23 protein-coding genes are annotated in these 26,447 nt (G+C 65.6%); 3 read left to right on the forward strand and 20 right to left on the reverse strand.

The features are described 5' to 3' along the window. Nucleotides 1–74: 74 nt before the first annotated feature. From OHQ90_RS05560 to OHQ90_RS05610, 11 genes are all read right to left on the reverse strand, one after another. The gene (locus tag OHQ90_RS05560; RefSeq protein WP_328407953.1) at nt 75–1,310 is read right to left on the reverse strand and encodes a cytochrome P450 family protein; all 1,236 of its coding nucleotides are present in this window, start codon (nt 1,308–1,310) and stop codon (nt 75–77) included. Then, the gene (locus tag OHQ90_RS05565) at nt 1,307–2,581 is read right to left on the reverse strand and encodes a cytochrome P450 (protein WP_328407955.1); all 1,275 of its coding nucleotides are present in this window, start codon (nt 2,579–2,581) and stop codon (nt 1,307–1,309) included. Before OHQ90_RS05565 ends, OHQ90_RS05560 begins: the two co-directional genes overlap by 4 nt. Continuing rightward, the gene (locus tag OHQ90_RS05570; protein ID WP_442941324.1) at nt 2,578–3,213 is read right to left on the reverse strand and encodes a GTP-binding protein; all 636 of its coding nucleotides are present in this window, start codon (nt 3,211–3,213) and stop codon (nt 2,578–2,580) included. Before OHQ90_RS05570 ends, OHQ90_RS05565 begins: the two co-directional genes overlap by 4 nt. After that, a complete protein-coding gene (locus OHQ90_RS05575) occupies nt 3,194–3,565 on the reverse strand; it encodes a DUF742 domain-containing protein (RefSeq protein ID WP_328407956.1) in 372 nt (123 codons plus the stop codon). The genes OHQ90_RS05570 and OHQ90_RS05575 overlap by 20 nt, the downstream gene beginning before the upstream one ends. Further along, nucleotides 3,562–3,978 carry a roadblock/LC7 domain-containing protein gene (locus OHQ90_RS05580; RefSeq protein ID WP_328407958.1) on the reverse strand — a complete coding sequence of 139 codons (417 nt, stop codon included), beginning with the start codon at nt 3,976–3,978 and terminating at the stop codon, nt 3,562–3,564. The genes OHQ90_RS05575 and OHQ90_RS05580 overlap by 4 nt, the downstream gene beginning before the upstream one ends. Next, nucleotides 3,975–5,309, reverse strand: coding sequence for a sensor histidine kinase (locus OHQ90_RS05585; protein ID WP_328407960.1), 1,335 nt, complete (start codon nt 5,307–5,309; stop codon nt 3,975–3,977). Before OHQ90_RS05585 ends, OHQ90_RS05580 begins: the two co-directional genes overlap by 4 nt. Before the next feature lie 951 nt (nt 5,310–6,260). Next, the gene (locus tag OHQ90_RS05590; protein WP_328407962.1) at nt 6,261–8,588 is read right to left on the reverse strand and encodes a heavy metal translocating P-type ATPase; all 2,328 of its coding nucleotides are present in this window, start codon (nt 8,586–8,588) and stop codon (nt 6,261–6,263) included. A 281-nt stretch (nt 8,589–8,869) separates the two neighbouring features. Continuing rightward, a complete protein-coding gene (locus OHQ90_RS05595; RefSeq protein ID WP_328407964.1) occupies nt 8,870–9,805 on the reverse strand; it encodes a hypothetical protein in 936 nt (311 codons plus the stop codon). A 29-nt stretch (nt 9,806–9,834) separates the two neighbouring features. Beyond that, nucleotides 9,835–10,062: a heavy-metal-associated domain-containing protein gene (locus OHQ90_RS05600; protein WP_328407966.1), complete on the reverse strand. Its 228-nt coding sequence runs from the start codon at nt 10,060–10,062 to the stop codon at nt 9,835–9,837. Between the two features lie 74 nt (nt 10,063–10,136). Continuing rightward, the gene (locus OHQ90_RS05605; RefSeq protein WP_328407968.1) at nt 10,137–11,555 is read right to left on the reverse strand and encodes an MFS transporter; all 1,419 of its coding nucleotides are present in this window, start codon (nt 11,553–11,555) and stop codon (nt 10,137–10,139) included. A gap of 524 nt (nt 11,556–12,079) precedes the next feature. Next, complete coding sequence (locus OHQ90_RS05610; RefSeq protein WP_328407969.1) at nt 12,080–12,841, reverse strand: carboxymuconolactone decarboxylase family protein; 762 nt, start codon at nt 12,839–12,841, stop codon at nt 12,080–12,082. Between the two features lie 119 nt (nt 12,842–12,960). On the opposite strand from OHQ90_RS05610, the gene OHQ90_RS05615 reads away from it, so the two are divergent. Next, entirely contained in the window at nt 12,961–13,518 is a 558-nt protein-coding gene (locus OHQ90_RS05615; RefSeq protein ID WP_328407971.1) for a TetR/AcrR family transcriptional regulator, read from the forward strand. Nucleotides 13,519–13,807: 289 nt separating this feature from the next. Here the strand turns inward: OHQ90_RS05615 and OHQ90_RS05620 are convergent, their stop codons facing one another. Continuing rightward, entirely contained in the window at nt 13,808–14,515 is a 708-nt protein-coding gene (locus tag OHQ90_RS05620) for a sterol desaturase family protein (RefSeq protein WP_328407973.1), read from the reverse strand. Nucleotides 14,516–14,625: 110 nt separating this feature from the next. On the opposite strand from OHQ90_RS05620, the gene OHQ90_RS05625 reads away from it, so the two are divergent. After that, complete coding sequence (locus tag OHQ90_RS05625) at nt 14,626–15,777, forward strand: RNA-guided endonuclease InsQ/TnpB family protein (protein WP_328407975.1); 1,152 nt, start codon at nt 14,626–14,628, stop codon at nt 15,775–15,777. Between the two features lie 66 nt (nt 15,778–15,843). Here OHQ90_RS05625 and OHQ90_RS05630 read toward each other — a convergent pair whose 3' ends face one another. Next, complete coding sequence (locus tag OHQ90_RS05630; RefSeq protein ID WP_328407977.1) at nt 15,844–16,566, reverse strand: FadR/GntR family transcriptional regulator; 723 nt, start codon at nt 16,564–16,566, stop codon at nt 15,844–15,846. A gap of 186 nt (nt 16,567–16,752) precedes the next feature. Between OHQ90_RS05630 and OHQ90_RS05635 the strand changes: the two genes are divergently transcribed. Beyond that, a complete protein-coding gene (locus tag OHQ90_RS05635) occupies nt 16,753–17,097 on the forward strand; it encodes a YrdB family protein (protein ID WP_328407979.1) in 345 nt (114 codons plus the stop codon). Between the two features lie 275 nt (nt 17,098–17,372). Here the strand turns inward: OHQ90_RS05635 and OHQ90_RS05640 are convergent, their stop codons facing one another. The 7 genes from OHQ90_RS05640 to OHQ90_RS05670 form a co-directional block, all read right to left on the reverse strand. Further along, entirely contained in the window at nt 17,373–17,717 is a 345-nt protein-coding gene (locus tag OHQ90_RS05640) for a PCC domain-containing protein (RefSeq protein WP_328407981.1), read from the reverse strand. A gap of 128 nt (nt 17,718–17,845) precedes the next feature. Beyond that, nucleotides 17,846–18,508, reverse strand: coding sequence for a hypothetical protein (locus OHQ90_RS05645; protein ID WP_328407983.1), 663 nt, complete (start codon nt 18,506–18,508; stop codon nt 17,846–17,848). Next, nucleotides 18,505–20,172 (reverse strand): ABC transporter family substrate-binding protein, encoded by a 1,668-nt coding sequence (locus tag OHQ90_RS05650; protein WP_328407985.1) that lies wholly within the window; start codon nt 20,170–20,172, stop codon nt 18,505–18,507. The genes OHQ90_RS05645 and OHQ90_RS05650 overlap by 4 nt, the downstream gene beginning before the upstream one ends. A gap of 11 nt (nt 20,173–20,183) precedes the next feature. Next, nucleotides 20,184–21,863 (reverse strand): ABC transporter family substrate-binding protein, encoded by a 1,680-nt coding sequence (locus OHQ90_RS05655; protein ID WP_328407987.1) that lies wholly within the window; start codon nt 21,861–21,863, stop codon nt 20,184–20,186. Nucleotides 21,864–21,895: 32 nt separating this feature from the next. Further along, complete coding sequence (locus tag OHQ90_RS05660; RefSeq protein ID WP_442941325.1) at nt 21,896–23,605, reverse strand: ABC transporter family substrate-binding protein; 1,710 nt, start codon at nt 23,603–23,605, stop codon at nt 21,896–21,898. 24 nt (nt 23,606–23,629) lie between these two features. After that, the gene (locus tag OHQ90_RS05665) at nt 23,630–25,480 is read right to left on the reverse strand and encodes an ABC transporter ATP-binding protein (protein ID WP_328407991.1); all 1,851 of its coding nucleotides are present in this window, start codon (nt 25,478–25,480) and stop codon (nt 23,630–23,632) included. Beyond that, nucleotides 25,477–26,397 (reverse strand): ABC transporter permease, encoded by a 921-nt coding sequence (locus tag OHQ90_RS05670; protein ID WP_328407993.1) that lies wholly within the window; start codon nt 26,395–26,397, stop codon nt 25,477–25,479. Before OHQ90_RS05670 ends, OHQ90_RS05665 begins: the two co-directional genes overlap by 4 nt. Between the last annotated feature and the right edge of the window lie 50 nt (nt 26,398–26,447).

Here is a 26,447-nt window from a genome sequence, read left to right on the forward strand (position 1 = left end):
GGAACCCGAGAAGGAGATTGTCCTCCAATGATCGCTATTGCTAATTCACACTCGTCCCATTGTTGGGAAAGTGTCTAGTTGCCCAGGTGGATCGGGAATGCGGCCAGGTCGTTCTGGGTGAGAATCGGGAGGTTGCGGAGGTCGATGTCGGGGATGGCGAGGTGCAGGTCGGGGAATCGTTGGAAAAGAGCTGGGACGGCGATGGTTGCCTCGAGGCGGCCGAGGGCGGCGCCCGGGCAGATGTGGGGGCCATAGCCGAATGCGATGTGTCGGTTGGCGGTGGGGCGGGTGAGGTCGAAGGCGTCGGCGTCGGGGCCGTGGAGGGCGATGTCTCTGCCGATCGCGCGGTAGGACATGACGACGCCGTCGCCTTTTTCGATGGTGGTGTCGCCGATGGTGATGTCGGTGGTGGCGAAGCGCATGAGCAGGTGGGTGACGGGGCTGTCCCAGCGCAGGGTTTCCTCGACGGCGGTTTTCCATTCGTATTCGCCGTTTCGGACACGGTTCAACTGGTCGGGTTGTGCCAGTAGTGCGCGCACGGTGTTGAGGATGAGGCCGACGGTGGTTTCGTGTCCGGCGGCGACCAAGGCTTTGAGGTTGCCGACGACTTCTTCTTCGGTGAGGGGTTCACTGTCGTCGTCGGCGTGGATCAGTGCGGTGGTGAGGTCGTCGGTGGGGTCGGCGGTCTTCTTGCGGACTAGGTCGGTGAAGTAGGTGTCGAGGTCGTCGATGACTTGGAGGCGTTGGTCCTGGGGGGTCAGGACGGAGAAGAATGCTTTGTACCAGGTCAGCAGCATGGGGTGGTCGGTGCGGTCGACGCCCATGAGTTCGCTGATGACGCGCATGGGCAGGGGGTAGGCGAAGGCGGGTTTGAGATCGACGACAGTGTTGTCTTGCCCGGCGGTAGCGAGCTCATCCAAGAGTTCGGCGGTTAGTTGTTCGATGACGGGACGCAGGGTGTCGAGTCGGCGTGGCGTGAGTGCCTGGGTGGTTTTGATCCGCAGCCGTCGATGCTCGGCACCGTCCACGGTGAACATCGAACGGCCGACGTCGATCATGCCGATCAGTGGCCACTGCCTGGTCACGACACCGGATGTCCACAGCGACCAGGCGTTGATGTCTTTGATCAGTCGGGGGTCGGTGAGGAGTTGTTTGGCGAGTGCGTGTTCGGTGATGGTCCAGGCGGGCACGCCGAGCAGTTCGATGCGGGTGACCGGTCCCGCAGCGCGTAGTCGGGTTGTTTCCCCGGCGAGGTCGGTGACCATGGGGTCGATGGCGATGGGCCCGGCATGCGGACATTCTTGGCTCACTGATGACCTCCGACAGCGCGAACGGGTGTGAAACGGACGGGCAGCGACACCATGCCGCGCATGAACACCGACGGGCGTCGGACCAGGCTTTTCGCGGGCACCGCGAGATCGATATCGGGCAGCCGGTCGAGGAAGACCTCGATGCCGGTCCGCGCGATGATTTCGGCGATCTGCTGGGCTGGGAACGGGCAGCGGTACTCGCCGTAGCTGAACGCGAAGTGCGCGCTGTTGCCGGTATGGGCTGGTTCGCCGCTCGCGCTGAGATGTTGGCGGACATGGGGATCGGCATTGGCGGCGGCGAGTCCGAGCAGCAGCATGTCGCCCGCCCTGATGACTTTGTCGCCGAGTCTGGTGTCACGAGCCGCCCAGCGACCTGCGAGGATCTGAGTCGGCGTTTCTTCCCACAGCACCTCGTTCATCGCCTGGCCCGCGCTGTGCCGCCCGCCGCCGAGTGCCGCGGCGAACCGGTCGTCGGTGAGCATCAGTCGCACCGAGCTCGCGAGCCAGTCCGCGGTTGTCAGGTGTCCCGCCGCCGTGATGGCCATCAGGTCCATCGCGTATTCCTGATCGGTGAACGGGGTCGGGTGCGCAAGCATCCGCGACACCAGATCGTCGCCGGGTCGCGCCTTCTTCACGGCGACCAGGTGTTGTATGCGTTCGAGGAGATGCAGGTAGGCCGTCTGCGCGTCGGCGCCGCCGTCGGCCATCGTCTTCATCAGCCAGGCCAGCTGCGGCCCGTCCGCATCGGGGAAGCCGACGATTCGCGCGATCGCCAGCACCGGAAGCGGCTCGGCGAAGTCGGCGACCAGATCGGCCGCGCCTCGTCCGCAGAATACGTCGATCAGCTGATCGGCCAAATCCTCACAGGTGCGCCGCAATTCGAAGGGGTCGACCGCTTCCAGCGCGGGTTCCACCATCGCGACGTGCCGCAGGTGCTCCGCGCCCGCGGTGAAGTAGATCGACGGCATCGGCCGCCCGACCATCGGGAGCAGTGGCCAATCCTCCGGGATGTTCGGCCACTGATTCCACAGACCGACATCGCGGGGGAACAACTCCGGATCACTGGTGACCTGATGCAACTCGCGATAGCCGATGACAAGCCAGGCCGGAAATCCGCCGGGCAGTTCGACGGCGACCACCGGCCCGTGCTCGCGGCGCATCTCGCGATAGAGATGGTTCGGGTCGATCTGGAAACCGGGACCGCTCAAGGGAACTGCGTGGGCGACCGGGCACTGCTGGGTATTGCCCGACGTGGCACTTGGCGTGGTCATGATGCGGGCTCCGAGGCGGTGAGGAGAGTGGGCCGGTCGGGTTCGGTATACAGGTACTCGACCAGGGTGATCAGCACCTGCTTGCTGGATTCGCGTGACCTGGCGTCGCATTCGATGAGCGGTACCTGTGGGTCGAGATCGAGGGCTTCGCGCACGGCTGCGCCCCGATCCGACGGACCGCCGAAGTTGTTGCATGCCACGATGAATGGTGTCCGCTGGTGTTCGAGCCGGTCGATGGCGTACCACGAATCGGCGATCCTGCGCTGATCGACGAGCACGATCGCGCCGAGCGCACCGGTGAACAATCGGTCCCACAGGAACCAGAACCGTTCCTGGCCAGGGGCTCCGAAGAGGTAGAGGACGTTCTCGTCGTCGATGGTGATTCGCCCGAAGTCGAAGGCGACCGTCGTCGTCGATTTGCCCGGCGCGCCAGTGGGATCGTCGATTCCCACACCCGCGTTGGTCATTGTCGCCTCGGTGTCGAGCGGCCGAATCTCGCTGACCGAGCGGACCAGGGTGGTCTTGCCGACGCCGAAGCCGCCGACGATGACGATCTTGAGTCCCTGGCGGGTGCTGCTGTTCAGCGGTGCGTCGGCCCGTGCGGGCCGGAGATCAAAGTTTACGGAGTCCAACGAGCACCTTCTCGAGGGTGGTGGCGTCGGGCAGCGAATTCCACGGCGCACCAGGAACTGTGGGGCCCGGCTGGGGATGACGCACGGTGATCTTGCCTGCGTGCAGCAGGTCCGAGAGCAGGACCGTTGTGATGCCGACCGGCAGCCGTAGCTCCGCCGCGATTTCGACGACGGCGGTGGGAGCCTGGCACATGCCGAGGATCGCCACGTGTTCGGACTGCATGCCGGGCGACGGATCGCACTCGCTGACCACGAGGGCGACCAGATCGAAGCTGTCGGAATCCGGTGTGCTCCGTCCGCCGGTCAGTGTGTAGAGCCGATCCGGATCGTCGTCGCGGCCGCTCCAGCTCAAGACACGCTCTCTCCCCCGACGCGCGGTGCGGCGGCGAGGTAGTGCCCGAGTTGTTCCACGAGCTCCCGCATGTTGTGGCCGACCAGGCCCGCGTCCGCGTCTTCGGCGGCGACGACGGCGATATGCGCGCCCATACCGGCCTCGACGACGAACAGGATCCCGCCGTAGAACTCGGTCATCGACTGGCGCACACCGCCACGGCCGTCACCGAATTCGACGGAAGCTCCGTGCGAAAGGCTCTGGATACCCGCGGCGATGGCGGCGAGCTGATCGGCGCTGTCGACGCCGAGTTCGGGTGTGTGGCAGATCTTCAGGCCGTCGCCGGACAGCAGCAGGGCATGTCGGGTGCGCGGGGTCTTGGACAGCAGTTGTTCCAACAGCCAGCCAAGCTGTGTCGGCAAAGACGTTGTCATTGATCGTTCTCCACAGCAACGGAAGGGGACGGTGATGCGGCGGTATCGGTCTCACGACCGGCCAGCGCACGCTGGAAAGCGCCCAACGCCGAAGGCGTCGATGCGGGCGGGGTCGCCGCGGTGTAGGTGGCGGCGTCGGGTGTGGACAGGCCATTGGGATGAGCCGCGGCCAGTGCGCTGCCTCTTTGCCGCTTCGGCAGCGCCGCTTCGGTCGGGGCCGGCTCGGGTTCGATAACGGGAGTCGGCACCGCGGCCGGCGCGGGGGTGGGCAGTGTGATCGTGGTGATCGACTCCGGTATTCGTTCGACACGCGCGATGAGATCGCGCGGCACCACCATGACCACCGCGGTGCCACCGATGGCCGAGGGCCGGTAGGACACGGTCAGTCCGTGCTTGCGCGCGAGGTGACCGACAACGGCGAGGCCGAGCCGAGTACCGGAGAGGGAAGACAGGTCCGAGCCCGCTCGACTACCGCGCGCGTTGGGGCCCGAAACCGAGACGGCCTGCTGGGCACGGCGCAGCGCCGATTCGCTCATAACCAGTCCGCTGTCCTCGATGGTCAGCACGACACCGGCGGGGACCTCGGCGGCGTAGACATGGACTTCGGTGGTCGGCGGGGAGAAATTGCACGCGTTGTCGAGCAGTTCCGCCAAGGTGTGCATCACGCCTTCGGCCGCGTGGCCCACGATGGCGATGTCGGTGATGGCGCGCAGTCGGACGCGCTGATATCCGGCGACTCGGCCCATCGCGCCACGCAGGATCGATTCCATGGCAATCGGTTTGGCCCATCTACGTCCGGACCTGGCACCGCTGAGTACGGCGATGCTGTCGGCGAGCCTGCCTGCCTGTGCGGTGCGGTGATCGAGGTGCAGCAGGTCGGCAAGCACTCGCGGATCAGCGTGGCGATGCTCCATCTCCCGCAGCTCGGCGAGCATGCTGGTGGTCATCGCCTGCATGCGGCCCGCGGCGCCCGCGAAGGCGGACATGGCGGCGGCGCGGCGATTCTCGCTGGTCTTCGATGCCTGTTCACAGCCCGCCGCACGTTCGTTCGCGGCAGCGATTTCGGCCGCCGCCGTGGCTGCTGCCTCGGCGACGGTCGCCGCAGTAGCCCGGCGGGCTCGTTCGGCCGCACCGTGGGCACGCGCGGCCTCACCGCGGTAGTGCGCGGCCCCGGTGATACTGGCGCACAGAATAATCGAGACCACAATCGCGCCCGCGGCAAGCGTAATACGGAATTCGGCCGGTGCGCTGACCACCGCTATCACCACAACAACCGCGCTCGTGACACCGGAGGTCAGCAGCGCTAGATAGGGCATGTGAAGACCAGGCACGGCATGTTCCTGCAGCTCGCCATCCGGCGGATTCAATAGCTCTGACAAGTTCCGTACTTCCGCACTCGCGTTCACCAAGGGGGAGATGCCGTAATTCCCCCGATACCTCCTGCCTGCGGGAGCCTTCGGTGAATATGCAGGCCACCAGGCAGTTTCGAATCTCGCGGACGAGCATAGCCGCCAGGGTCTGCGAACGAAAGAGTGATCTTCCATCAATGGGAACTGGCGACGGGGCGCCAATGTGTGCGTAACCTGTTGTCTTACTTGAATTTTGAATCAGTACGGCATGCGGGCCGAGCCGGCACCGCGCAGGCTGGGTGCTGTGGGTTTGCGGTGCCTGCCGTTATCTTTCGCGCAACCGACGGCTGGGTCGTCACCGTTTGGTCGGGCCCTTTCGCGAGGCAGATGAATTCGGTTGCCGCAATGCCGGAATCGGCAATGTCGTCCACGTCCGGATTGCGGCAGGTCGGGCGGAGTGAATATCTCAGGTGCCGGGTGTTCGAGGCAGTAAGTAACGGGTAGTTGCCATTCTGTAGCTGATCGGCTCGCATTTCCAATAGGAAACGGGAACATTCACTACAGGGCAGGAGCATGTCGATGCTTGATATTGCCTACCGAAGAATTAGCTCGACCAGGACACCCAGCGGCTGGATATCGGTCGATATCGGGGCCGGTCCGGACACGATGATGCAGTTCGGCGGACGCATCGCACGTCACGGATCACCGACGATGAGGTCACACCGGCCGAGAACGACTGAATCACATTCCCGAGTACACGGCGGGCAGGTCCTCCACTACGGAGTCGATCCGCGCCACGCGGGGTGGGACGGCTATGACGCGGGCGGCCGGCAAGCTCGGGCCTGCGCCGAAGGGATAGTGGCGCAGCGGTTGCCGGACCGATGCGGGGCGGCACATGAGATGTGCCGCCCCGCCCGATCCGGTCCGAGTGGGCTACCGCGCGGTCGAGCGGAAGCCGCGCAGCCGCAGGCTGTTGCTCACCACGAAGACCGAGGAGAACGCCATGGCCGCGCCCGCGAGCATCGGGTTGAGCAGGCCCGCCATCGCCAGCGGGATCGCCGCGACGTTGTAGGCGAAGGCCCAGAACAGGTTGCCCTTGATGGTGCCCAAGGTCTTGCGGGACAAGCGGATGGCATCGACCGCGGCGCGCAGATCGCCACGCACCAGCGTCAGATCGCTTGCCTCGATGGCGACGTCGGTGCCGGTGCCCATGGCCAGTCCGAGATCGGCCTGCGCCAGTGCCGCGGCATCGTTGACGCCGTCGCCGACCATGGCGACGACCTTGCCCTCGGCTTGCAGCCGTGCGACGGTGTCCACTTTGTCCTTCGGCAACACCTCCGCGATCACCTCATCGATGCCGACCTGATCGGCGATCGCGCGGGCTGCGGCGGCATTGTCACCGGTCAGCATGATCGGGGTGAGCCCGAGTGCCTTCAACTGCGAGATCGCTTCGGCGGAAGTGGGTTTCACCGCATCGGCGACGACGAGCACGCCACGTGCCTTGCCGTCCCAGCCCACCGCGACCGCGGTCTTGCCCTGTGACTCGGCTTCGTGCATCGCGCGCTCGAGGTCGGCGTCCAGCTGCTGCGACCAGTCGGCGAGTAGCCGGGCACGCCCGACGATCACCGCGTGGCCGTCGACAACGCCCTGCACGCCGAGGCCCTCGATATTCGCGAAGCCCTCGACCGGCTGCAGTTCACCGACCTTGTCGCGCGCGCCCTTGGCGATGGCCTGTGCGATGGGGTGTTCCGACGAATCCTCCAGCGCTCCGGCGAGTGCCAGGATCTCGCCGGTGTCCTCGCCGACCGTGGCAACGACATCCAGCAGCGCCATCTTGCCTGTGGTGACAGTGCCCGTCTTGTCCAGCACCACGGTGTCCACCCGCCGGGTCGATTCGAGCACCTCGGGACCTTTGATCAGGATGCCCAGCTGCGCGCCTCGGCCGGTGCCGACCATCAACGCGGTCGGCGTGGCCAACCCGAGGGCGCACGGGCAGGCGATGATCAGCACCGCGACGGCGGCGGTGAAGGCCGCCGCGATGGAACCGCCGGTGCCGAGCCAGAATCCGAGCGTCGCAACCGACAGCGCGATCACGATGGGCACGAAGATCCCGGAGATCTTGTCCGCCAGCCGCTGGGCCTGCGCCTTGCCGGTCTGTGCGTCCTCGACCAGCTTCGCCATCTGCGCCAGCTGCGTATCGGAACCAACTCGACCGGCGCGCACCACGATTCGTCCGCCGACATTCACCGTCGCGCCGACCACCGCATCGTCGGGCCCGACCTCGACCGGCACCGATTCACCGGTCAGCATCGAGGCGTCGACAGCGGAGGAACCCTCCACCACCACGCCATCGGTGGCGATCTTCTCACCCGGCCGCACGACGAACTGATCGCCGACAACCAACTGGTCGACGGGGATGCGCTGCTCGACCCAGCTGTATCCATCGCCTTGCTCCCGGGGCCCTGCGTGGTCACGCACGCTGCCGCCTCCGGGCCCGTCGCTCGCACGGCGCAGTACCGAAACCTCCTTGGCGCCGAGCTCCAGCAAAGCGCGCAGCGCAGCGCCTGCCCGCCGCTTGGACCTGGCCTCGAAGAAGCGTCCGGCCAGGATGAAGGTGGTGACGCCCGCCGCGGCCTCCAGGTAGATGCTGCCGCTGCCGTCCATCCGCGAGATGGTGAACTCGAAAGGATGCTTCATGCCCGGCATTCCTGCGGTGCCCCAGAACAGTGCGTACAGTGACCAGCCGAGTGCGGCGATGGTTCCCATCGACACCAAGGTGTCCATGGTCGCCGTCCCATGGCGGAGATTGGTCCAGGCCGCTTTGTGGAACGGCAGCGCGCCCCAGGCGACGACCGGCGCAGCCAGCGTCAGCGACAGCCACTGCCAGTTGGTGAATTGCAGTGCGGGCACCATCGCCATGGCGATCACCGGCACGGTCAGCACCAGCGAGACCAGCAGGCGTGTCCGTAATGACGCGGTCGGATCAGGTTCGGCCGCAGCGGTTTCCGTCGGCACCTCGGTTTTCGGCGCGGGCAGCGCCGCGGTGTAGCCTGCCTGCTCGACCGTGGCGATCAACTCCGCAGGCGAGACATCACCGCTGACGTCGACCCGAGCCTTCTCGGTCGCGTAGTTAACGGTCGCGGTGACGCCGTCGAGCTTGTTCAGTTTCTTCTCGATGCGATTGGCGCAGGACGCGCAGGTCATGCCACCGATCACCAATTCGACCTGACCGCTGGCCGGTGGTTGCGTCGTGGTGGTCATCGTCTGCTCCGTTCTGTGCGGCAAAGGGGCTGGGGGAGCGGGCGTGCCCGCTGTGGGTCGGTTACGGGTTATTCGAGTGGATTCGGTGCGGGTGGCGGCTTGCGGTCCGGCGTCAGCGGGATCGGCAGCAACCACGCTGGGGTTCGTCGACGCGGACCAGTGACAGGGAACTCGGATCGGTGTGCGGGCCTGGTGCCCGAGTTGGTTCGGTCGTGGTGGTCTGCTCGTTGCCGGTCGGCCGAGTTTCGGGGGTCATTGTTGCTCCGTTCGGGGCGGCACGGTCAGTGGCCGTGTGCGGGTTCCGGCGCGGTGGCACTGCTGGTGGGCGCTGGACCAGGGGCGACGCTGAGAGTGAATTCGGCTGTGCGGACGACTCCTTCGTGCTGGAAGTCGAGGAACAGTCGGTAGTCGCCCGCGCTGGGTGCGGTGACGGCGAAGGTTATGCCGGGGCCTGCCGGGGTGATGCCTTCACCGGGATGGCCTTCGGGGTGGACGTGCAGGTAGCCGAGGTCGGCGGCCCGCAATGCGACGAGGTGACCGTAGGCGCCCAGGTAGGGCTGTAGGTCGGTGACCGGCTTGCCGTCGCGGCGCACCGAGAGGGTGACCATGGAGGCCTGTCCTGGCGTAACCGCGCCGCTCGAGGTGACCGTGTAATCGCCGACCGTGCTGGTGGTCGCCGGTGCGGGCAGTGGCTGTGCGTCGTAGTTGCCCGCCACCCGCAGGTCAGCGCCGAGGGTGAGGTTGTCGCTGCCTTCCGCGGTGAAATCGGCGAATACCCGGTAGTCACCGGCGCGAGTGAGATCCAGTGGGACACTCCATGTTCCGGTCTGGTCGAGGGTGGGGTGCACGTGCTGGAAAGCGACCATGTCGCGGCGAACCACGATCAGATGCAGATCCTTGTCGTGACTGCGCACGTAGCGGGTCACCGGTGTGCCTGCCGGATTCAGGATGCGGAAACGCAGGGGAACATTCGCTGCCGCGCTGGTCTGCGTGGTGTCCAGCCGCAGGGTGTAGCCGTTTTGCGTGGCCATAAGTCCGGCAGGGTATTCCTCGGAGTTCGGCCCGTCAGTGGTGGCGGGTCCTTCCGCGTGGGTATTCGAATCGTGCGCGGCCGGTTCGGTGGGGTCCGGTCCGATCGCGGCACCGATGGCCAGAGCGATCCCGAAGACCGCCGCGAGACCGAGGGCGAAGCCGGCGAATTTGCTGGATGCGTTCATCGGGATGCTCCGTTCTGAAAGATGTCGAATTAGTCGGCGGTGACTTGGTAGCCGGCCTTGTCGACGGCCGCGGCGATCGCGCCGGGCTCGACCGGGGCCGCGCTGTCGACGGTGACCCTGCCGGTGGCGAGGTCGACGTCGACAGCGGTGACGCCGGAGATCTTGCCGACCTCCTTGCTGACCGAGTTGACGCAGCAGCCACAGGTCATTCCGGTGACGGTGACGGTGACAGTGGCGGTGGTGGCTGCGGTGCTCATGAGGTCTCTCCTTCTGGCGATGGCGGCGCCAGCCGCCTCATTTGATATTTACCATACCCCCCTAGGGTATTTTGTCAATCGGTTTCGGGCGTGGATTCCCGCTCGGGGGTGCGCATGGTCACCGCCGCGATGCCCGCCCCGGCAATCGCGATGCCGCCCGCGCCGAGGAATGCTGCCGAGAAACCACTGGTCAGGGCGGGAAGATCGCCGATCTTGTCGGCGCCGAACGCGGTGGCGACCGCGGTCATCGCGGCCAGCCCGATGGCCGAGCCGACCTGGTAGCTGACGTTCACGATGCCGGAGGCCAGCCCGCCCTCTTCGGGACGCGCAGCGGAGATAGCCGTACCCAGTGAGGGTATGAAGGCCAGCGACATGCCACCCGCGGCGACCAGCGAGGCGGGCAATACATCGATCCAGAAGTTGCCGGTCGGCCGGACCAGCGACATGATCCCCAGCCCGATGCCGAGCACCAGCAGGCCGGTGACGATCATCGGCTTCGCGCCGAAACGCTGCATCGCCCGCGGTGCGATCACCACCATGCCGAGCATGATCAGCGTCGTCATCGGCAGCAGCGCCGCGCCCGACGGGAATGCGCGGTAACCGAGGACCTGCTGCAGGTAGAGGTTGAGGAAGAACCACATCGGGACCCAGGCCGCGCCGAGCAGCAGCTGGGCGATATTGGCTGCGGCGAGGTTCGGTGCGCGGAAGATGCTCAGCCGCATCAGCGGCTCGCTGCGGCGAGATTGCAGGTAGACGAATCCGGCGAGCAATGCGGCCGCGGCGGCGAGGACCGCCCAGGTCTGTCCGGACGCCCAGCCGACCTCGGGTGCGCGGACGATGCCGTAGACGGCGGCGGCGAGTCCCGCGGTGACGGTGGCGGAACCGAGCAGGTCGACCGATCCGGAGCGGGCCGGTGCGCTCGGCATCAGTGCGGGAACGGCGATGAGTGCGAGCGCGGCGATCGGGATGTTGATGTAGAAAACCCAAGGCCAGCTGATGTATTCGGTGATCACACCGCCGAGGAACACGCCTGCGGTGCCGCCGGCGGGTGCGGCGGCGCCGTACACGGCGAGTGCCTTCGTCAGCTCCTGTGGCGAGGAACCGAACAGCATCATCAGCAGTGTCAGTGCCGACGGTGCGACGAGGGCGGCCCCGCCACCCTGGATGGCGCGACCGGCGAGCTCGATGCCGACGGTGCCTGCCGCGCCTGCGATGGCGGATCCGGCCAGCAGCACCACCCAGCCCATGACGAATACTCGCCGCGCGCCGAGTAGGTCGGACAGTCGGCCGCCGAGTAGCAGCAGTCCGCCGAAGGCGACCACGTAGGCGTTGAACACCCAGGTCAGGTTCTCCTGGGAGAAACCGAGTTCCGCCTGCATCTTCGGCAATGCGATGCCGATGATCGAGGTGTCCATGATGACCATGAATTGCGCGGCGGCGATCACCGCTAATGCCAACCACTTTCGCGTGGTCGGTCGTACTTGTGTAGTCATGTCGATTCCGTCCTTTCCGAACAGCCGAACGATGGTCGGTACCATACCCCCCTAGGGTATTCATTTCAAGATCGATACCGCCCGGATTCGCTCGGAAGGGCGTCGTGGCAGCTGGTCTGTGGCCGATGAGGTGAACGGTGCGGCGGCATCGAAGAGGATGTTGCGGAGGGTGCGGCGCTCTCGGAGCGTGGATCTCGACGGTGTTGTGGAACCACATGCGAACACTCGAACGCCCCGTGCGGATCTATGTCCTGCCTAGGGTGGTGTGCGGAACGCGTTCTCGTCCAGGTAGATCCGATGTTCCGAGTGGGACTGCACCGGGCTGGGCCTGTGCGCCCGGAAATGCCGCGAGCCCGGAAATGCCGCGAGCCCGGAAATGCCGCGAGCCCGGTCCTGACGATCGATGATCGTCAGGACCGGGCTCTACGGTGATCGGCCGATCGACGGCGCGGATTCGGTCGCTCGTCGCGCAGCGCGGGCGTGGCCGGAATCGAGTCGGGCGGACCGCGAATCGAGGGTGGCGTTCAGGATTCGGGACGGTAGCTGACAACGGCGACCGCCGGTGCCGACACGACCTGCACCTCGGCGGTTTCCGAGACTTTGACGTGCAGGAAGCCGCCTTCGATCAGCACCTGGACGTTATCTATAGTGCGGACGGGCCGCCCCTCGTTGTCGAGTATCGAGTAGCCCTCGACCAGTGCGACTGTGCGTGCCGAACGCCATTTCGTAGTCATTGCAGTGTCTTTCGGGGTGAGGGCCGCGGCCGGCGGGAAGTCCAGCTCCGGCTGTGCGACGTGATTGAAGTAGTTGGACAGGATGTTCAGCGAAACGTGGCCGACGATCTCGCTCAGCTCGGCGTCGCTCACCCCGCGCTGCCGGGCCGAGGCGATCAAGCCGTCGTCGACGCGGCCGCGGGATTGCAGCACTTCCTTGGCGAAGTGCAGTACCGCATCCGCGTGCGGGTCTTCGGCGGTGGCTGCGCGGGTGGCCGCGATCGCCTCATCGGTGAATCCCATCCGTCCGGCCCGCATGGTGTGCGCGGCCACGCAGTAGTCGCAACCGTTTTCGCCGGCCACCAGCAGCGCAAGCTGCTCGCGGACGCGGGCGGAGAGCTTTCCCTTCGTCAGCGCGTCACGCAGGGTGAGGTAGCCGCGCAGCGTCGCCGGGCTGTTCGCCATGGCGGCATAGAGATTCGGGACCCTGCCCAGCTGTCGTTGAACTTCGGTCAGCAGATCCGCCTGTTCCGCGTCGGCGGTTTCGGTGGAGACGAGAGGTAGCCGCGACATGTGCACTCCATGCTCGAACGTGATGGTACCGATCGGTGCCGAAATGAAACGGTACTGATCGGTGCCGAACTAGTCAAGTCGGATGGTACTGACTGGTTCCGTCCTGGTATGGTGGCGTCATGGCAACACAGGCCAGGCAGCGTTTGCTCGCCACCGCGGAGGAGCTGTTCTACGCCGAGGGCATCCGCGCGGTCGGCGTCGACCGCCTGCTTCAGGAGTCCGGCGTCGGCCGTGCCTCCTTCTATCGCCACTTCACCAGCAAGGACGACCTGGTCGTCGCGGTGCTCGAGGGCCGCGACCGCCGCTGGCTGGACTGGTTGCGGGAATCGGTCGATTCGAAAGCGTCCGACCCGTCCGACCGCCCGCTGGCCGTATTCGATGCCCTCTCGGAACGCTTCGCCCGCAAAGACTTTCGTGGCTGTGCCTTCATCAACACCATGGTCGAAGTAGCCGACCCCACTGCCGCCGCACACCAGGCAGCAGATCGACACAAGCGCCGAGTAATCGACTACCTCACCGAACTCCTCACCGCGGCAGGCAGATCCGACGCCCCCGAACTCGCCGCCGAATTCGCCCTCCTGGTCGACGGTGCCATCGTCACCTCCGTCCGTGAAGCGAGTCCCGCCGCCGCTCACCGCGCTCGTGCGATCGCCGCGCGCCTGCTCGCTTCGAACTGACCGACAGAGCGGCCAGTCCGGTGGACGACGACGAGTGGTACGCCGGCGAGAGCGCTTCCCGGCGTGGCCGCAGCCATGGGCCACTCACGCGAACCCGGCATCGTCGGCCCCCGCGCGAAATCCGCCAACCCGGCCGCATCATGCCTGCTGGTGGTCATCGCCCGTCTCCCGACTCGGCCGCTCGCTGCTGCTGACAGGGGGGTCGGAGGGCGGAGCGGTCGGGGGTGATGGGCCGAAGCCGACAGCCGACGCGTGGACCGGTGTCCTGCGGAGCGTCGGCTGTCGGCGGTCAGGCGGAGTGGAGGTTGCGTGCGGTGGGCGAGGCGGTGACTTCGGCAGGGTCCGGGTGGGTGCCGAACAGGCGGTCGGCGGTGCCGGAGGTGGTGACGGTGAACCAGTAGTGCTCGTTCTTGTAATGGTGGTGGCGGTGGTTGCGCCAGACCGCGCGGTAGAGCGAGCCTTGCGGCTTGTAGTCGGTGTGGATCAGGTAGTGGGTCCACTCGTAGCCGAGGCCGAGCAGGGTGATGGTGAGCAGGAAGGTCAGGCCGAGGCCCAGGCGTGGGAATGCCAGGGCGGCAACGGCGATGAGGACGACGACCAGTACCGACAGTGTTTTGGTCGGGATGAAGATCAAAGGGATATTGCGCGGATCAACATGGTGCTCACGGTGTTTGCGCGCGAGCTCGCTGTCGATGGCGACCGGACCGAGCTTGCGTGGCCGCCAGTGCAGCACGGTGACGTGCACGATCCATTCGAAGATCGGGAACACCGCGAGCATCACGGCGGGCACCAGCGCGTCGGTCAACTGCCAGTCGCCCACCATGATTCGGCCGGCGAGGGCCGCGAGCAGGGTGACGCCGATGAGCCACGGCGAAGGGTGCCGGACGAACTCGCGGAAGGCCTCACCGAGGGTGAGGCCGCGCCGCAGCGCCCGCTCGTCTCGCTGGACGCGCGCCCGGGCGCTCGAATCCTGTTCGGAGGAATGCGGTTTCGTCATCGGGTGTTTGGCGCGGATACTCCCTCGTTCACTGGGGAGAGGAAGCGCCATCCTCCTTCCAGAGGTTGGGTCGCCAGGATGTGTCGGTGGTGTCGGTTACATTGCCGCGTATGACCGAGGTGGTGCGGTACAACTACCGACTGCGACCTGGCGTACAGGCGGCGCGGGCCCTGGTCGCGGAGTGGCATCGATGCCGGTTTCTGTGGAACGAGGCTGTGCACCAACAAAAGTTGGGTGGCTGTGTCAGCTTCGGCAAACTCGGAAAATTGCTGACCGAAGCGCGTGGCCGGAACGCGTGGTTGCGCGAGGGGTCGCAGGTTGCCCAGCAGCAAGCCCTCCGCGCTTACGCAAAAGCCCTTGATCATTCGTTCACGGTGAAAGGACGCGGCCGCCCGCGGTTCAAACCACGTAAGAAGGCGCTGCCGTCGCTGGAATACACCGTGCGTGGGTTCACCATCCGCGATGGCAGGTTGCTGTTGCCGAAAGGGGTGAGTATCCCGGTGGTGTGGTCGCGGGAGCTGCCTTCGGATCCGACGTCTGTCCGTATCACCCGGGACAGTCTGGGGCATTGGTATGCGTCGTTCGTCGTGCGGCGTGAGATCGAAGCCATGGCAGCGGCTGACGGTGGAATCGGTATCGATTGGGGTGTGAGCGTCACGGCCACGACCACCGACACCCGGTTCGATCTGCCCGTTCTGGGGCACCGGAAACGGTGCGCCGCGGAACTGGCGAAGGCGCAACGCCGTATGGCCCGCCGGCACAGCGGCAAACGTGGCCCGCAGTCCGGGGGCTACCAGCGGGTAGCCCGCCAGGTTGTGAAGTTGCATAAGAAGGCGGCGCGGCAAACCCACCATGATTCGCGGGTATGGGCGAAACGTGTCGTCGCCAACCATGCGTTGATCGCAGTAGAGGACTTCCGGCCGAGGTTTCTGGCGAAGTCCACGATGGCCCGTAAAGCGGCGGACGCAGCGATCGGTGCGGCGAAGCGGGAGTTGGTCGAGCGTGCTGTGCGGGCTGGCCGGAGGGTGGTGTTGGTTCAGCCCGCTTACACGACGATGACGTGCAGTGCCTGTTTCGCGAGAGCCAAGCGACTGGAGCTGTGCGAGAGAACTTTCCGGTGCCTCGACTGCGGCTATACCGCCGGTCGGGATCGGAACGCCGCCAGGGTGGTTCTGGTTGTGGCAGAACGCGGCCACATCAGTGTTGAGGATGTGAGACAAGCGGGTCACCTCCTTCGGGTGGGTGGTTCGGTTGCGGTCTGAGCTGGGAATCTCCTGCCTTCAGGCAGGGGAAGCGTTAAGGTTCGTTCTTCCTAGGGTGAAGCGTGATCAGTGCCCGCCGAGGGCATCGATCAGGATGGTGGTCGCCGGCTCGAGCAGCGCCCGGGCGATCTCGGCGGCCTGTTGCGGCCGGCCCGCCACGATGGTGGCGGCCAGTTCGCGGTATGCCTCGACATTGCCCACCTCGGCGGACATGATCGGAGCCAGCGCGGTGAGCGCGGGTTCGTAGGCGGCGCTGAGCATGTTGAACATCAGCCGGAACACGATGGAATCGGCCGCGTCGATGACGTGATCCCAGAACTCCATCGCATGCCGCTGCTGGGCGACCGGATCCTGTTCTGCGGCAAGTGCTGCCACGGTGCGTTCGAGCGCCGCACCGACTGTCGCGGAGTCGGTCTTGCCCAGCCGCGTAGCCGCCAACTCGGCGACCTTCGGCCCGTTGTGCAGCCGAGCCTCGAGAATGCTGCGCGCAACCCCCGGATCCAACTCCCCGCCCTGCACGAGCAGTCGAGGCAAAACCTCCAGCCCGGCCCCCCGTCGATAATCCAGCACAGTCGTCGCATCCCCCTGCCGCACCGCAACCAACCCAGCCGCCGCCAGCCGCTGCAACGCCTCCCGAACCGCAGGCCGAGAAACCCCCAACGCCTCCGCCAACTGCCGCTCACTAGGCAAAGTTGCCCCCGGCGCCAACTCCCCACTCAACACATCCGCCGCGATCTGCTCGAACACATCGCCGGACACCGACCGCTTGACTACCGGTTGCAACGCCATGTCTTAACTGTGCGCCATATCGGCCAGATGGTCAAGTGGTCAGACCAGTTGCCATTCTCATCCTGGCAGGGATTTCCCACTCGACCCCACTGTCAGTACCGGGCTGCAACTTGACGAAGGCGAACCAGTCCGGCACGCTGCTCTCATTAGAGAGCGATGCTCTCAGATATTTGAGGGAGAACGGACATGCAAGAAGTCTGGAAATGGGCCAACCTCACACTGGCATTCGTGATGGAGTTGGTCGCGCTCGTGGCGCTGGCGGTGTGGGGCTGGAAGGCCGCCAATGCGATTCCGGTCAAGCTCGTGTTGGCTGTGGGAGCGCCTCTCCTCGCGGCGGTGGCGTGGGGCCTCTTCGCGGCGCCGAATGCGACACTCGACAACCCGCTGCTCGCGGTCGTCACCAAGGTCGTGGTTTTCGGCAGCGCTGCGGTCGGATTGTGGGCCGTGAGCTACCGAGCGGCCGCGGTCGTCTTCGTCGCCGTCCTGGTCGCGAACCTGTTGGCGATCAGGCTCGGGCACATCACCCCGTGAGCACGCCGCGTGTTGTACGGGTTCAGAAGATCTTGCGGGGAGGGTGCGGTGACCTGCGCGGAACCCCAGCCCCGTCCGCTCCGCCAGCGCGAGCGTCGTCGACGACGCTCGAATCCGCAAGGTAGATCCGAACACCCATGCCGCCGAACTTATTCGGCCAACCCTTTCGGGCCGCCGGTGGGCCGGAGCACGATCCGAAAGGTCCATGCGGAGCGGACGGCTCAATGCTTCCGTTGCAGTGGTCGAGGTGTCGCCCAGTCTTCAGCCGACGACCGCTACTGATCACGCGCTGGACGCGGAATTACGTACGCCCGCGCGAACCAAGTGCCGATGTGCGCCTCGTGTACATGGCCGGCAATAGCCCTGTCGCCTTGGACTGCCATGGTCGCGTGGACGTGGACTTTGCCGTCACGGATCTCGCCGGATCCGTGCATCTCGGCCGGTAGCGCATAGGTGCTGACGATGTCCTTCGTCGCGTCATCGGCGGGCATGGTCGAGATGGTGAAACGGTCGACTCCTCCGATCAGACTCACGATCGCGGCATCGGTGATTTCCGCCGCCTCCGCTTGTGCAGTAAGGGATTTCATCATTTCGCCATAGTTGACCTCGAACACCAGCATGGATTCATCTTCCCTGACGAGCGCCGCATAACCGGAACTGCATCCGCGAACTCAGCCGCCGGATCGGACTCGACGCGTGAGGTAGCGGCTGATTGCTGCCGTCGGCTGGCGGATTGTGTCACGGGGAGTCAGCTGGGGTCGGAGCCTCGGATGGCGGACAGCCAGATGGTGCAGGCGGCGGCGACGATAGTGGCGGCGAGGAAGGCCGTGAAGCCGCCATTGGCGACGTAGACCCACATCAGGGCGATAAACGGGGCGGCGACTGTTGATTGGGCGTCCAGCAGGAGTCGGCGGGTCGGGCGGGTGGAACTGGTGGCGAGAGTGGGGGCCTCTGGGTCGGGGCGAGAGGGATTGTCGACGAGGCGGCCGGGGGGTTCGGTATCGCGGATGCGGCCGGAGGGGTACAGGCGGAGGGTGCCGGTGTGGATGGATCGGTCGGTGATCTCGCCGGTGGTTTCGGTGAGGGCCAGTAGGGCTGGGTCGAAATAGACAGGGAGCCAGCGGGGCCGATCGGTGCCGGTGATTTCGAGCCAGGTTCGGCTGAGGAGGCGGTGGTCTTGGCGGATGCGTTTGATGCCGATGGTGCGGGTGGCGCTTGGGGATCCGTTGGGTAGCAGGCCGAGGGCTCTGCTCAGCTGGTAGGCCGTGTAGCCGAGGACGCCGAGCGCCACTGTTACCAGGGCGGCGAGCTCGTCCGGGTCGGCGAACGGCGCCCAGGCGAGGCAGATCGCCAGGGCGCCGATCGTCACGGTGACCGGGTAGGCCAGGGGGTGGCCCGGTCCGGAACTCACTTCAGGAAGCCGACTTTGGTGTAGTCGGGGGAGGCGAGGCCGAAGGCACCGTAGTTGGCCAGGTTTTCGCGGACCGCGTAGGTGCCCGATGCCTGCTGGAGCGGGATCGAATAGCCCTCGGCGAAGATCATCTGATCACACTGGTTGGCCAGCGCGATCGCCTTGTCGGGGTCGAGCTCGGAGATGGTCTTATCGATGAGCTCGTTGAGTTCCGCCGAACCGATCCTGGCCTTGTTGCCCTGTAGGTTCTCCGGGTTGTAGGCATAGATCTGGGGCAGCGCGCTGAGCGGGAGAACGCTACCGCTCCAACTGAACTGGGCGATATCGAAGTTGCCCGGATCGATCACGTCCTTGAAAAGGCCACTGCCGGGCACGGTCTGGATCGTCAGCTTCACGCCGACCGCGGCCAGATTCTGCTGCACGATCTGCGCGGTCTGCACCCACTGATCCTGCTGGTACATCACATCGCGGATTTCCAGCTTGCGGCCATCCTTCTCACGGACATCGCCGTTGAGCTTCCAGCCGAGCGCATCGAGCATCCGCGCGGCCTCGGCGGGATCGAACGCAATGGGACCCGCGTTGTCCTGGTAGCCCTTCTGACCTGCCATGAAGACGTGATTGTTCAGCGGCTTCGGGTCGGTGACGATGCCGTTCTGGGCTGCGGTCACCAGCCCTTGCCGATCGATCGCCTTCGAAATGGCAATGCGCAGTTGCGGATCCGAGAGCAGCGCGCCGGACACACCGTTGAAGGTCAAGTGCGACCAGCTCGGCTCCGGTGTCCGGCGGATGACGACATTCTTCGAGTTCTTGGCCGCGGTCACCAGCTCGATACCGGACATGTACCCGTAGTCGAGCTCGTTGTTCTGGATCGCGGGCAGCATGGCGCTGTGGTCGAGCACGCTGAGGGTGATGGTGTCGAGCTTGGGGGTGTCGCCCCACCAGGTCGGGTTGCGGTTCAGCGTGATCCGGTTCTGGGCGCGATCGATAGTGGTGATGACGAACGGTCCCGAGCTGACCGACAGCGAGTTGAGGTCGAGATTGGTGAACGCATCGGGATTCGCGGTCACGGCCTTCGGATACAGCGGGCTGAACTGGCCCTGCCATTCGGCGTAGGGCTTGTCGAAGGTGACGATCGCCTGCCGATCGTCGACGCCGCGCTCCACCTTGGCAACCCGTTCGAAACCGCTGGTCGAGGAGACCAGGAACGCATTGTCCTTGCCGCTCAGCGCCGCCGCCTGCGAGCGCATGTCCTCCCAGGTGAGGGGGCTGCCGTCGGACCAGACGGCCTTCGGGTTGATCGTGTAGGTGACCTGCTGTGGGGAGGTACTCGTCAGGGTGATGTCGGTGAAGTAGTTGTGGTCGACAGTGAGCTGTCCGGCGGCGTCGCTGACGAACGCGGCAGGCATCGTCGGGCCGATCACGGTGGCGCCGTCATCGGTGCCACCGTCCACATGCAGGTAGTTGAAGTTCGACGGGAAGGCACCCAGCGCCAACCGCAGATTGCCGCCGTCGCGCAGTTCGCTCGGGTCCTTCGGGTTGATGTCGTTCGTACTGCCGATGGTGCTGGTGCCCGCGGTCACGTCGCTGTTGGAGCAACCGGCCACGATCAACCCGAGGGCGACGACCGGGATGGCGCACCGGGTGCCGAGGGTACGAAGCCGCATAGCTGGTCCTCTCACTTCAGGAATCCGATCTTGGTGTAGTCGTAGGATGCCAGCCCGGCCGCGCCGTAGTTCGCGAGGTTCGCACGGACCGCGACATTGCCCGGTGATTGCATCAGCGGCAGGGAATGCCCCTCCTCGAACACCTTGCGATCGATCTGATTTGCCAGTTCGATGGCCTTCTTCGGGTCGAGTTCCGAGATGGTCCGCTCGATCAGGTCGTTGAGTTCCGGCGAACCGATGCGCCCGTAGTTGCCCTGCAGATCGTTCGGGTTGTAGCCGTAGATCTGGATGAGGCTACCGAGCGGGAAGGGATCACCCACCCAGGTCCACTGCCCGACATCGAAATTGCCCGGCGCGATGACATCAGTGAAAAAGCCCGTGCCCGACTTGGTTTCGATGGTCAGTTTGACGCCGATCTGGGCGAGGTTCTGCTGGATGATCTGCGCCATCTGCACCCAGACGTCCTGGTTGTACATGATGTCGCGGATCTCCAGCTTGCGGCCGTCCTTTTCCCGAACCTCGCCGTTGAGCTTCCAGCCGAGTGCGTCCAGTTCCTTGGCGGCCGCGGCTGGATCGAAACCGAGGCTATTGTCCTGGTAGCCGTCTTGGCCCTGCAGGAAGATGTGATTGTTCAGCGGCTTCGGGTTCTCGACGAGGCCGTTCTGGATGGCGCTGGCAATGCCCTGCCGGTCGATGGCCTTCGAGATCGCGACGCGCACGCCCTGATCGGCCAGGATCGATCCGGGCGCCCCATTGAACGTCAGGTGCGACCAGCTATTTCCCGGTGCGCGGCGGATCGCGATGCCGTTGGTATTGCGCGCCGTCTTCAACTCGTCCCTGCTGGCGAGGCCGACCGCGTCGATTTCGTTGTTCTGTAGCGCGGGCAGCAGTGCCGCACTGTCGAGCACGCTGAAGGTGAAGGTGTCGAGTTTCGGTGTGTCGCCCCACCACTTGGGGTTACGACCGAGCACGACCCGGCCCTGCGCCCGGTCCACCGACTGGATGATGAACGGACCCGATGACAGCGTGAGGCCGTCGAGCTGGCTCTTGTTGAAAGCCTCCGGGGTGGCCGTGACGGACTTGGGGTACAGGAACGTATTGCCCGCGAATTGTCCGCGCCAGTCGGCGTAGTGCTTCTTGAAGGTGATGACGGCCTGCCGGTCGTCGACACCGCGCTCGACCTTCTCGACCCGGTCGAAGCCGGTGTTGTTCGCGATCAGGAACGATTTGTCGGCCCCGCTGAGCGCGTTGGCCTGGGATTTAATGTCTTCCCACGTGATCGGGGTGCCGTCGGACCAGATGGCCTTCGGGTTGATCGTATAGGTGACCTGCTGTGGCTCGGTGCCGGTCAGCGCGACATCGGTGAAGTAGTTGGTGTTGACCGAGAGTTCGGCTGCCGCATTGGTTTTGAACGCCCGCGGCATCACCGGGCGCAGCAGCGCGCCGGTGTCGGCGTCGTTTCCGTCGTTGTGCAGCGCATTCCAGTTCTGTGGCAGTGCGCCGATGGCGAGGCGCAGATTACCGCCGTCGCGCAGTTCGCTGACATCTTTCGGGTTGATGTCGTTGGTGGTGCCGAGCGCGGCGACGGCGCCTTCGGGCGCGGCCTCCTCATCCGAACTACACCCGGCCGCGATCAAGCCGACCGTGACAAGGGGGATCGCCAGTCGTGTCGTCCATGAACGAATCCGCATGGTCCGCTCCTTTCCGCAGCGATGCTGCTGGGTTACTTCAGGAAGCCGATGGTGGTGTAGTCGTAGGACGCGAGCCCGGGGGAGCCGATATTGGCCAGCTCGGCACGGACGCCGAAGCTGCCGTCGGATTGGGTCAGCGGCAGGGAATGGCCCTCCTCGAACACCTTTCGATCCACCTCGTTGGCCAACTCGATCGCCTTCGTCGGATCGAGTTCCGCGAGGGTGCGATCGATGAGGTCGTTTAGCTCCGGTGAGCCGATGCGGCCATAGTTGCCCTGGAGGTCGTTCGGGTCGTAGCGGTAGATCTGCCGAATGCTGCCGAGCGGGAACGCGTCACCCTGGAAGATGAACTGGGCGGCGTCGAAGTCACCGGGCTGGATGACATCGGTGAAATATCCGGCGCCCGGCTTGGTGTCGATGGTCAGCTTGACGCCGATCTGTGCCAGGTTCTGCTGGATGATCTGGGCGATCTGCACCCACAGCGGGTCGTTGTACATCACGTCGCGGATGATCAGCTTGCGTCCGTCTTTCTCGCGGACATCACCGTTGAGCTTCCAGCCGAGCGCGTCCAGTTCCTTGGCGGCCGCAGCCGGATCGAAACCGAGGCTGTTGTCCCGGTAGCCTTCCTGGCCCTGCAGGAAGATGTGGTTGTTCAGCGGTTTCGGATTCTCGACGAGGCCGTTCTGGGTTGCGGTCGCGATGCCTTGCCGGTCGATGGCCTTGGAGATGGCGACCCGCACCCGCGGATCGGCGAGGATGGAGCCCGGTGCTCCGTTGAACGTGATGTGCCGCCACCGGTTGCCCGGTGCGCGGCGCAGGGCCAGGCCCTGGGTGTTGCGCACCGTTTTGACCTCGTCGATGCTGTTGAGCCGGACCAGGTCGATTTCGTTGTTCTGCAACGCCCCCACCCAGGCCGGGTGGTCGAGCACGCTGTAGGTGATGGTGTCGAGCTTCGGTGTCGCGCCCCACCATTTCGGGTTGCGGCCCAGCACGATTCGGCCCTGCGAGCGATCGGTGGACTGCACCACGAACGGGCCCGCACTCGGTCCCATGGCGTCGACGAGACTGTTGTTGAACGAATCCGGGTCTGCGGTCACGGATTTCGGGAACAGTGACGCATTGCCCGCGAACTGGCCGCGCCATTCCGCGTACGGGTGCTTGAAGGTGAGCACCGCCTGCCGGTCGTCGACACCGCGTTCCACCTTGTCCACGAACTCGAAGCCGTTGGTGATCGCGATCAGGAAGCGTTTATCGGCCCCGCGCAGCGCGTTGGCCTGGGAGCGGATGTCCTCCCAGGTGATGGGGTTGCCGTCGGACCAGACGGCCTTCGGGTTGATCGTGTAGGTGACCTGCTGGGGGTCGGTGCTGGTGAGCGCGATATCGGTGAAATAGTCCTTGTTCACCGAAAGCGCTCCCGCCGCATCGGTGCTGAAGGAACGCGGCATCATCGGTCGTTCGACATCGGCGATCTCGCCGTCGTTTCCATCGTTGGACAGCGTGTTCCAGTTCGCCGGAAACGTGGTCGTCACCAGGCGCAGGTTGCCGCCCTCGCGAATGTCGTCGCGGTTGCGCGGGTTGATATCGCTGGTGGTGCCGAGCGCGTCCGACAACCCCTTGCCCGCGTCGGAGTCCTCGGCGCCACAGCCGGTCGCGATCAGGCCGATCGCGACCGCCGCCGCGGCACATCGCAGTGCGGTCATTCGGGTTGAGCCCATCCCGGCTCGGCTCGATCGGATCCGCATTGCGCTCTCCTTTGCTCCCGGCCGCTACCGGCTCACGGCCGGAACCGGAATCGCGTCGATCAGCGCCCTGGTGTACTCATTGCGCGGATCGGCGAAAATCTGTTCCGCCGGACCGGATTCGACGATCTTGCCGCGGTACATCACCGCGATGTCGTGGGCCAGGTTGCGGACCACCGACAGATCGTGCGAGACGAACAGATAGGACAGTCCGCGTTCGATCTGCAGGTCGCGCAGTAGGTTCAGCACGCCTGCCTGGATCGACACGTCCAGTGAGGACACCGGCTCGTCGAGCACGAGTAGCTCCGGATCCAAGGCCAGCGCGCGGGCAATGCTGATGCGCTGCTTCTGGCCGCCGGAGAAATCGGCCGGATAGCGATCGGAGTGTTCCGAGCGCAGGCCGACCTGTTCGAGCAGTGCCGGTACCCGCCGGGCGATGTCGGCGCGTGAACGGCCATCGATGCGCAGCGGCTCGGCGAGTGCGTCGAAAATCGGCAGCCTCGGGTCCAATGACGCGGTCGGATCCTGGAAGACGATCTGCATCTTCCTGCGGATCTCCCGCTTGTGCGCCTTGGTCAGGGTCGCGACATCGCTGCCCATGATCTCGATGCTGCCGGATTCGGGCCGGACCAGGTCCAGAATCTGGGTGAGCGTGGTGGATTTTCCGGAACCGGACTCGCCTACCAGCGCCAGTGTGCGGCCGGCGCGGACTTCGAAGCTGATGCCGTCGACCGCGCGCACCTCGCCCTTGTGGCGCCGGAACACCACACCCGAGGTGATCGGGAAGGTCTTCACCAGCTCCGAAACCTTCAGCACCACACGGTCTTCGGTAGCGGCCTCGGTCTGCGGTTCGGAGATTTCCTGACGGTAGGCCTCGAACAGTTCCTTCGAACCGACCTCCGCGGTGCGGATGCAGGCGGCGGAGTGCCCCGGGTTGGTCTTCTCCAGCGGTGGTTCGGCCACCCGGCAATCGTCGATGGCGATCGGGCAGCGCGGCGCGAAGGAGCAGCCGGGCGGCAGCGAGTGCATCGCGGGCGGTGCGCCGACGATCGGGATCAGCGGACTGCGCGCCGGGCCGTCGATGCGCGGAATGGAGCCGAGCAGCCCCACCGTGTACGGCATCCGTGGTGCATTGAAAAGCTCTGTGGTGGTGGCAGTTTCGACGATCTTGCCCGCGTACATGACCGCGACCCGGTCGGCGAGAGTGGCGGCGATGCCCATGTCGTGGGTGATCATGATGACGCCGGCGCCGGTGATGTCGCGCGCCTTGCGCAGCAGGTTCAGGATCTGCTTCTGCACGGTCACATCGAGGGCGGTGGTCGGCTCGTCGCAGATGATCAGCGCGGGATCGTTGGCGATCGCCATCGCGATGACAACGCGCTGGCGCATGCCGCCGGAGAACTCGTGCGGAAACATGGTGGCGCGCACCGCGGGCTCGGGGATGCCGACCAGGTCGAGCAGCTCCACCGCCTTCGAGGCGGCTTCCTTCTTGCCCATCGTGCCGTGCGCGAGCAGCGCCTCGGCGACCTGGTCGCCCACCCGGTATACCGGGGTCAGCGCCGAAAGCGGGTCCTGGAACACCATGCTGATGGAACTGCCGCGCAGCTTGGACAATTGGCGGTCACCGAGGCCGAGCAGCTCGCGCCCGCGCAACCGGATGGACCCGTTGATGCGCGCCTGCTCCGGCAGCAGCCCCATCACCGCGAGCGACGACACCGACTTGCCGGAACCGGATTCGCCGACGATGGCGAGTACTTCGCCGTCGGACACCGTGTAGTTCACCCCGCGCACCGCGTCGATCCGGCCCTCCTCGCTGGGGAACGAGACTCGCAGATCGGTGACCTCGAGCAGGGGGGCGGTCGAACTTGCTCCCGTCATAGTTTCGCTTTCTTCCGCGAGCGGGCCCGCTTGGCGCCCGGATCGAACGCGTCGCGCAGGCCGTCGCCGACCAGATTCGCGCTCAGCACGGTGATGATCAACAGGCCACCGGCGAACAGGAACAGCCAGGGGTAGGTCAGCGCCGATTTGGTGCCCGCTGCGATGAGCGAGCCGAGCGACACATCGGGCGGCTGCACACCGAAACCGAGGAAGCTCAAACCGGTTTCGGCCATGATCGCCGCACCGACGCTGAGCGTGGTGTCGATGATCAGGATCGACGCGATGTTCGGAATGATGTGGCTGACGATCACCGTCCGGGTCGGCGCACCCATGTACCGGGCGGCCTTGACGAATTCGCGATCACGCAGGCTCAGGGTCAGGCCGCGCACGATGCGCGCGCTGATCATCCAGCCGAATGCGGCGAGCAGCACGATCAGCAAGACGATGGATCCGCTGCCCTTCGTGCGCGGTGCGAACAGCGCGATGATGATGAAGCTGGGCACCACCAGCAGCAGGTCGACCACCCACATGATCGCCCGGTCGGTCCAGCCGCCGAGCAAGCCGGCCAGCGAGCCCGCCGTCGCGGCGATGGCGGTGGAGAACAGTGCGACACACAGGCCGATGACCAGCGATTTCTGCAGGCCGCGTAGCGTCTGCGCCAGCACGTCCTGACCGATCTGCGTGGTGCCGAAGGGATGCTTGGCACTCGGTGGCTTCAGCAGCGCGGTGTAGTCCAGCTGCTGATAGTCGTAGGCCAGCAGCGGCGGCAGCGCGAAGCTGGCGACGAACAGTGCGATGAGCACCGCCGCGCCTGCGATGGCGGGCTTATTGCGCAGGAACCGGCGCCAGACGAGCTTGCGTCTGCCGGAGGCGGCTATCTCGGGCGCCCCCTGAACAATGATTTCGGCTTCGGTCACGACTCCGCCTCGCTAGCGCTCGACTCCGCCGTGCCGAACGGTGCTGTGTC

The sequence above is a fragment of the Nocardia sp. NBC_00403 genome, from assembly GCF_036046055.1.
In the GTDB taxonomy this organism is placed as follows: domain Bacteria; phylum Actinomycetota; class Actinomycetes; order Mycobacteriales; family Mycobacteriaceae; genus Nocardia.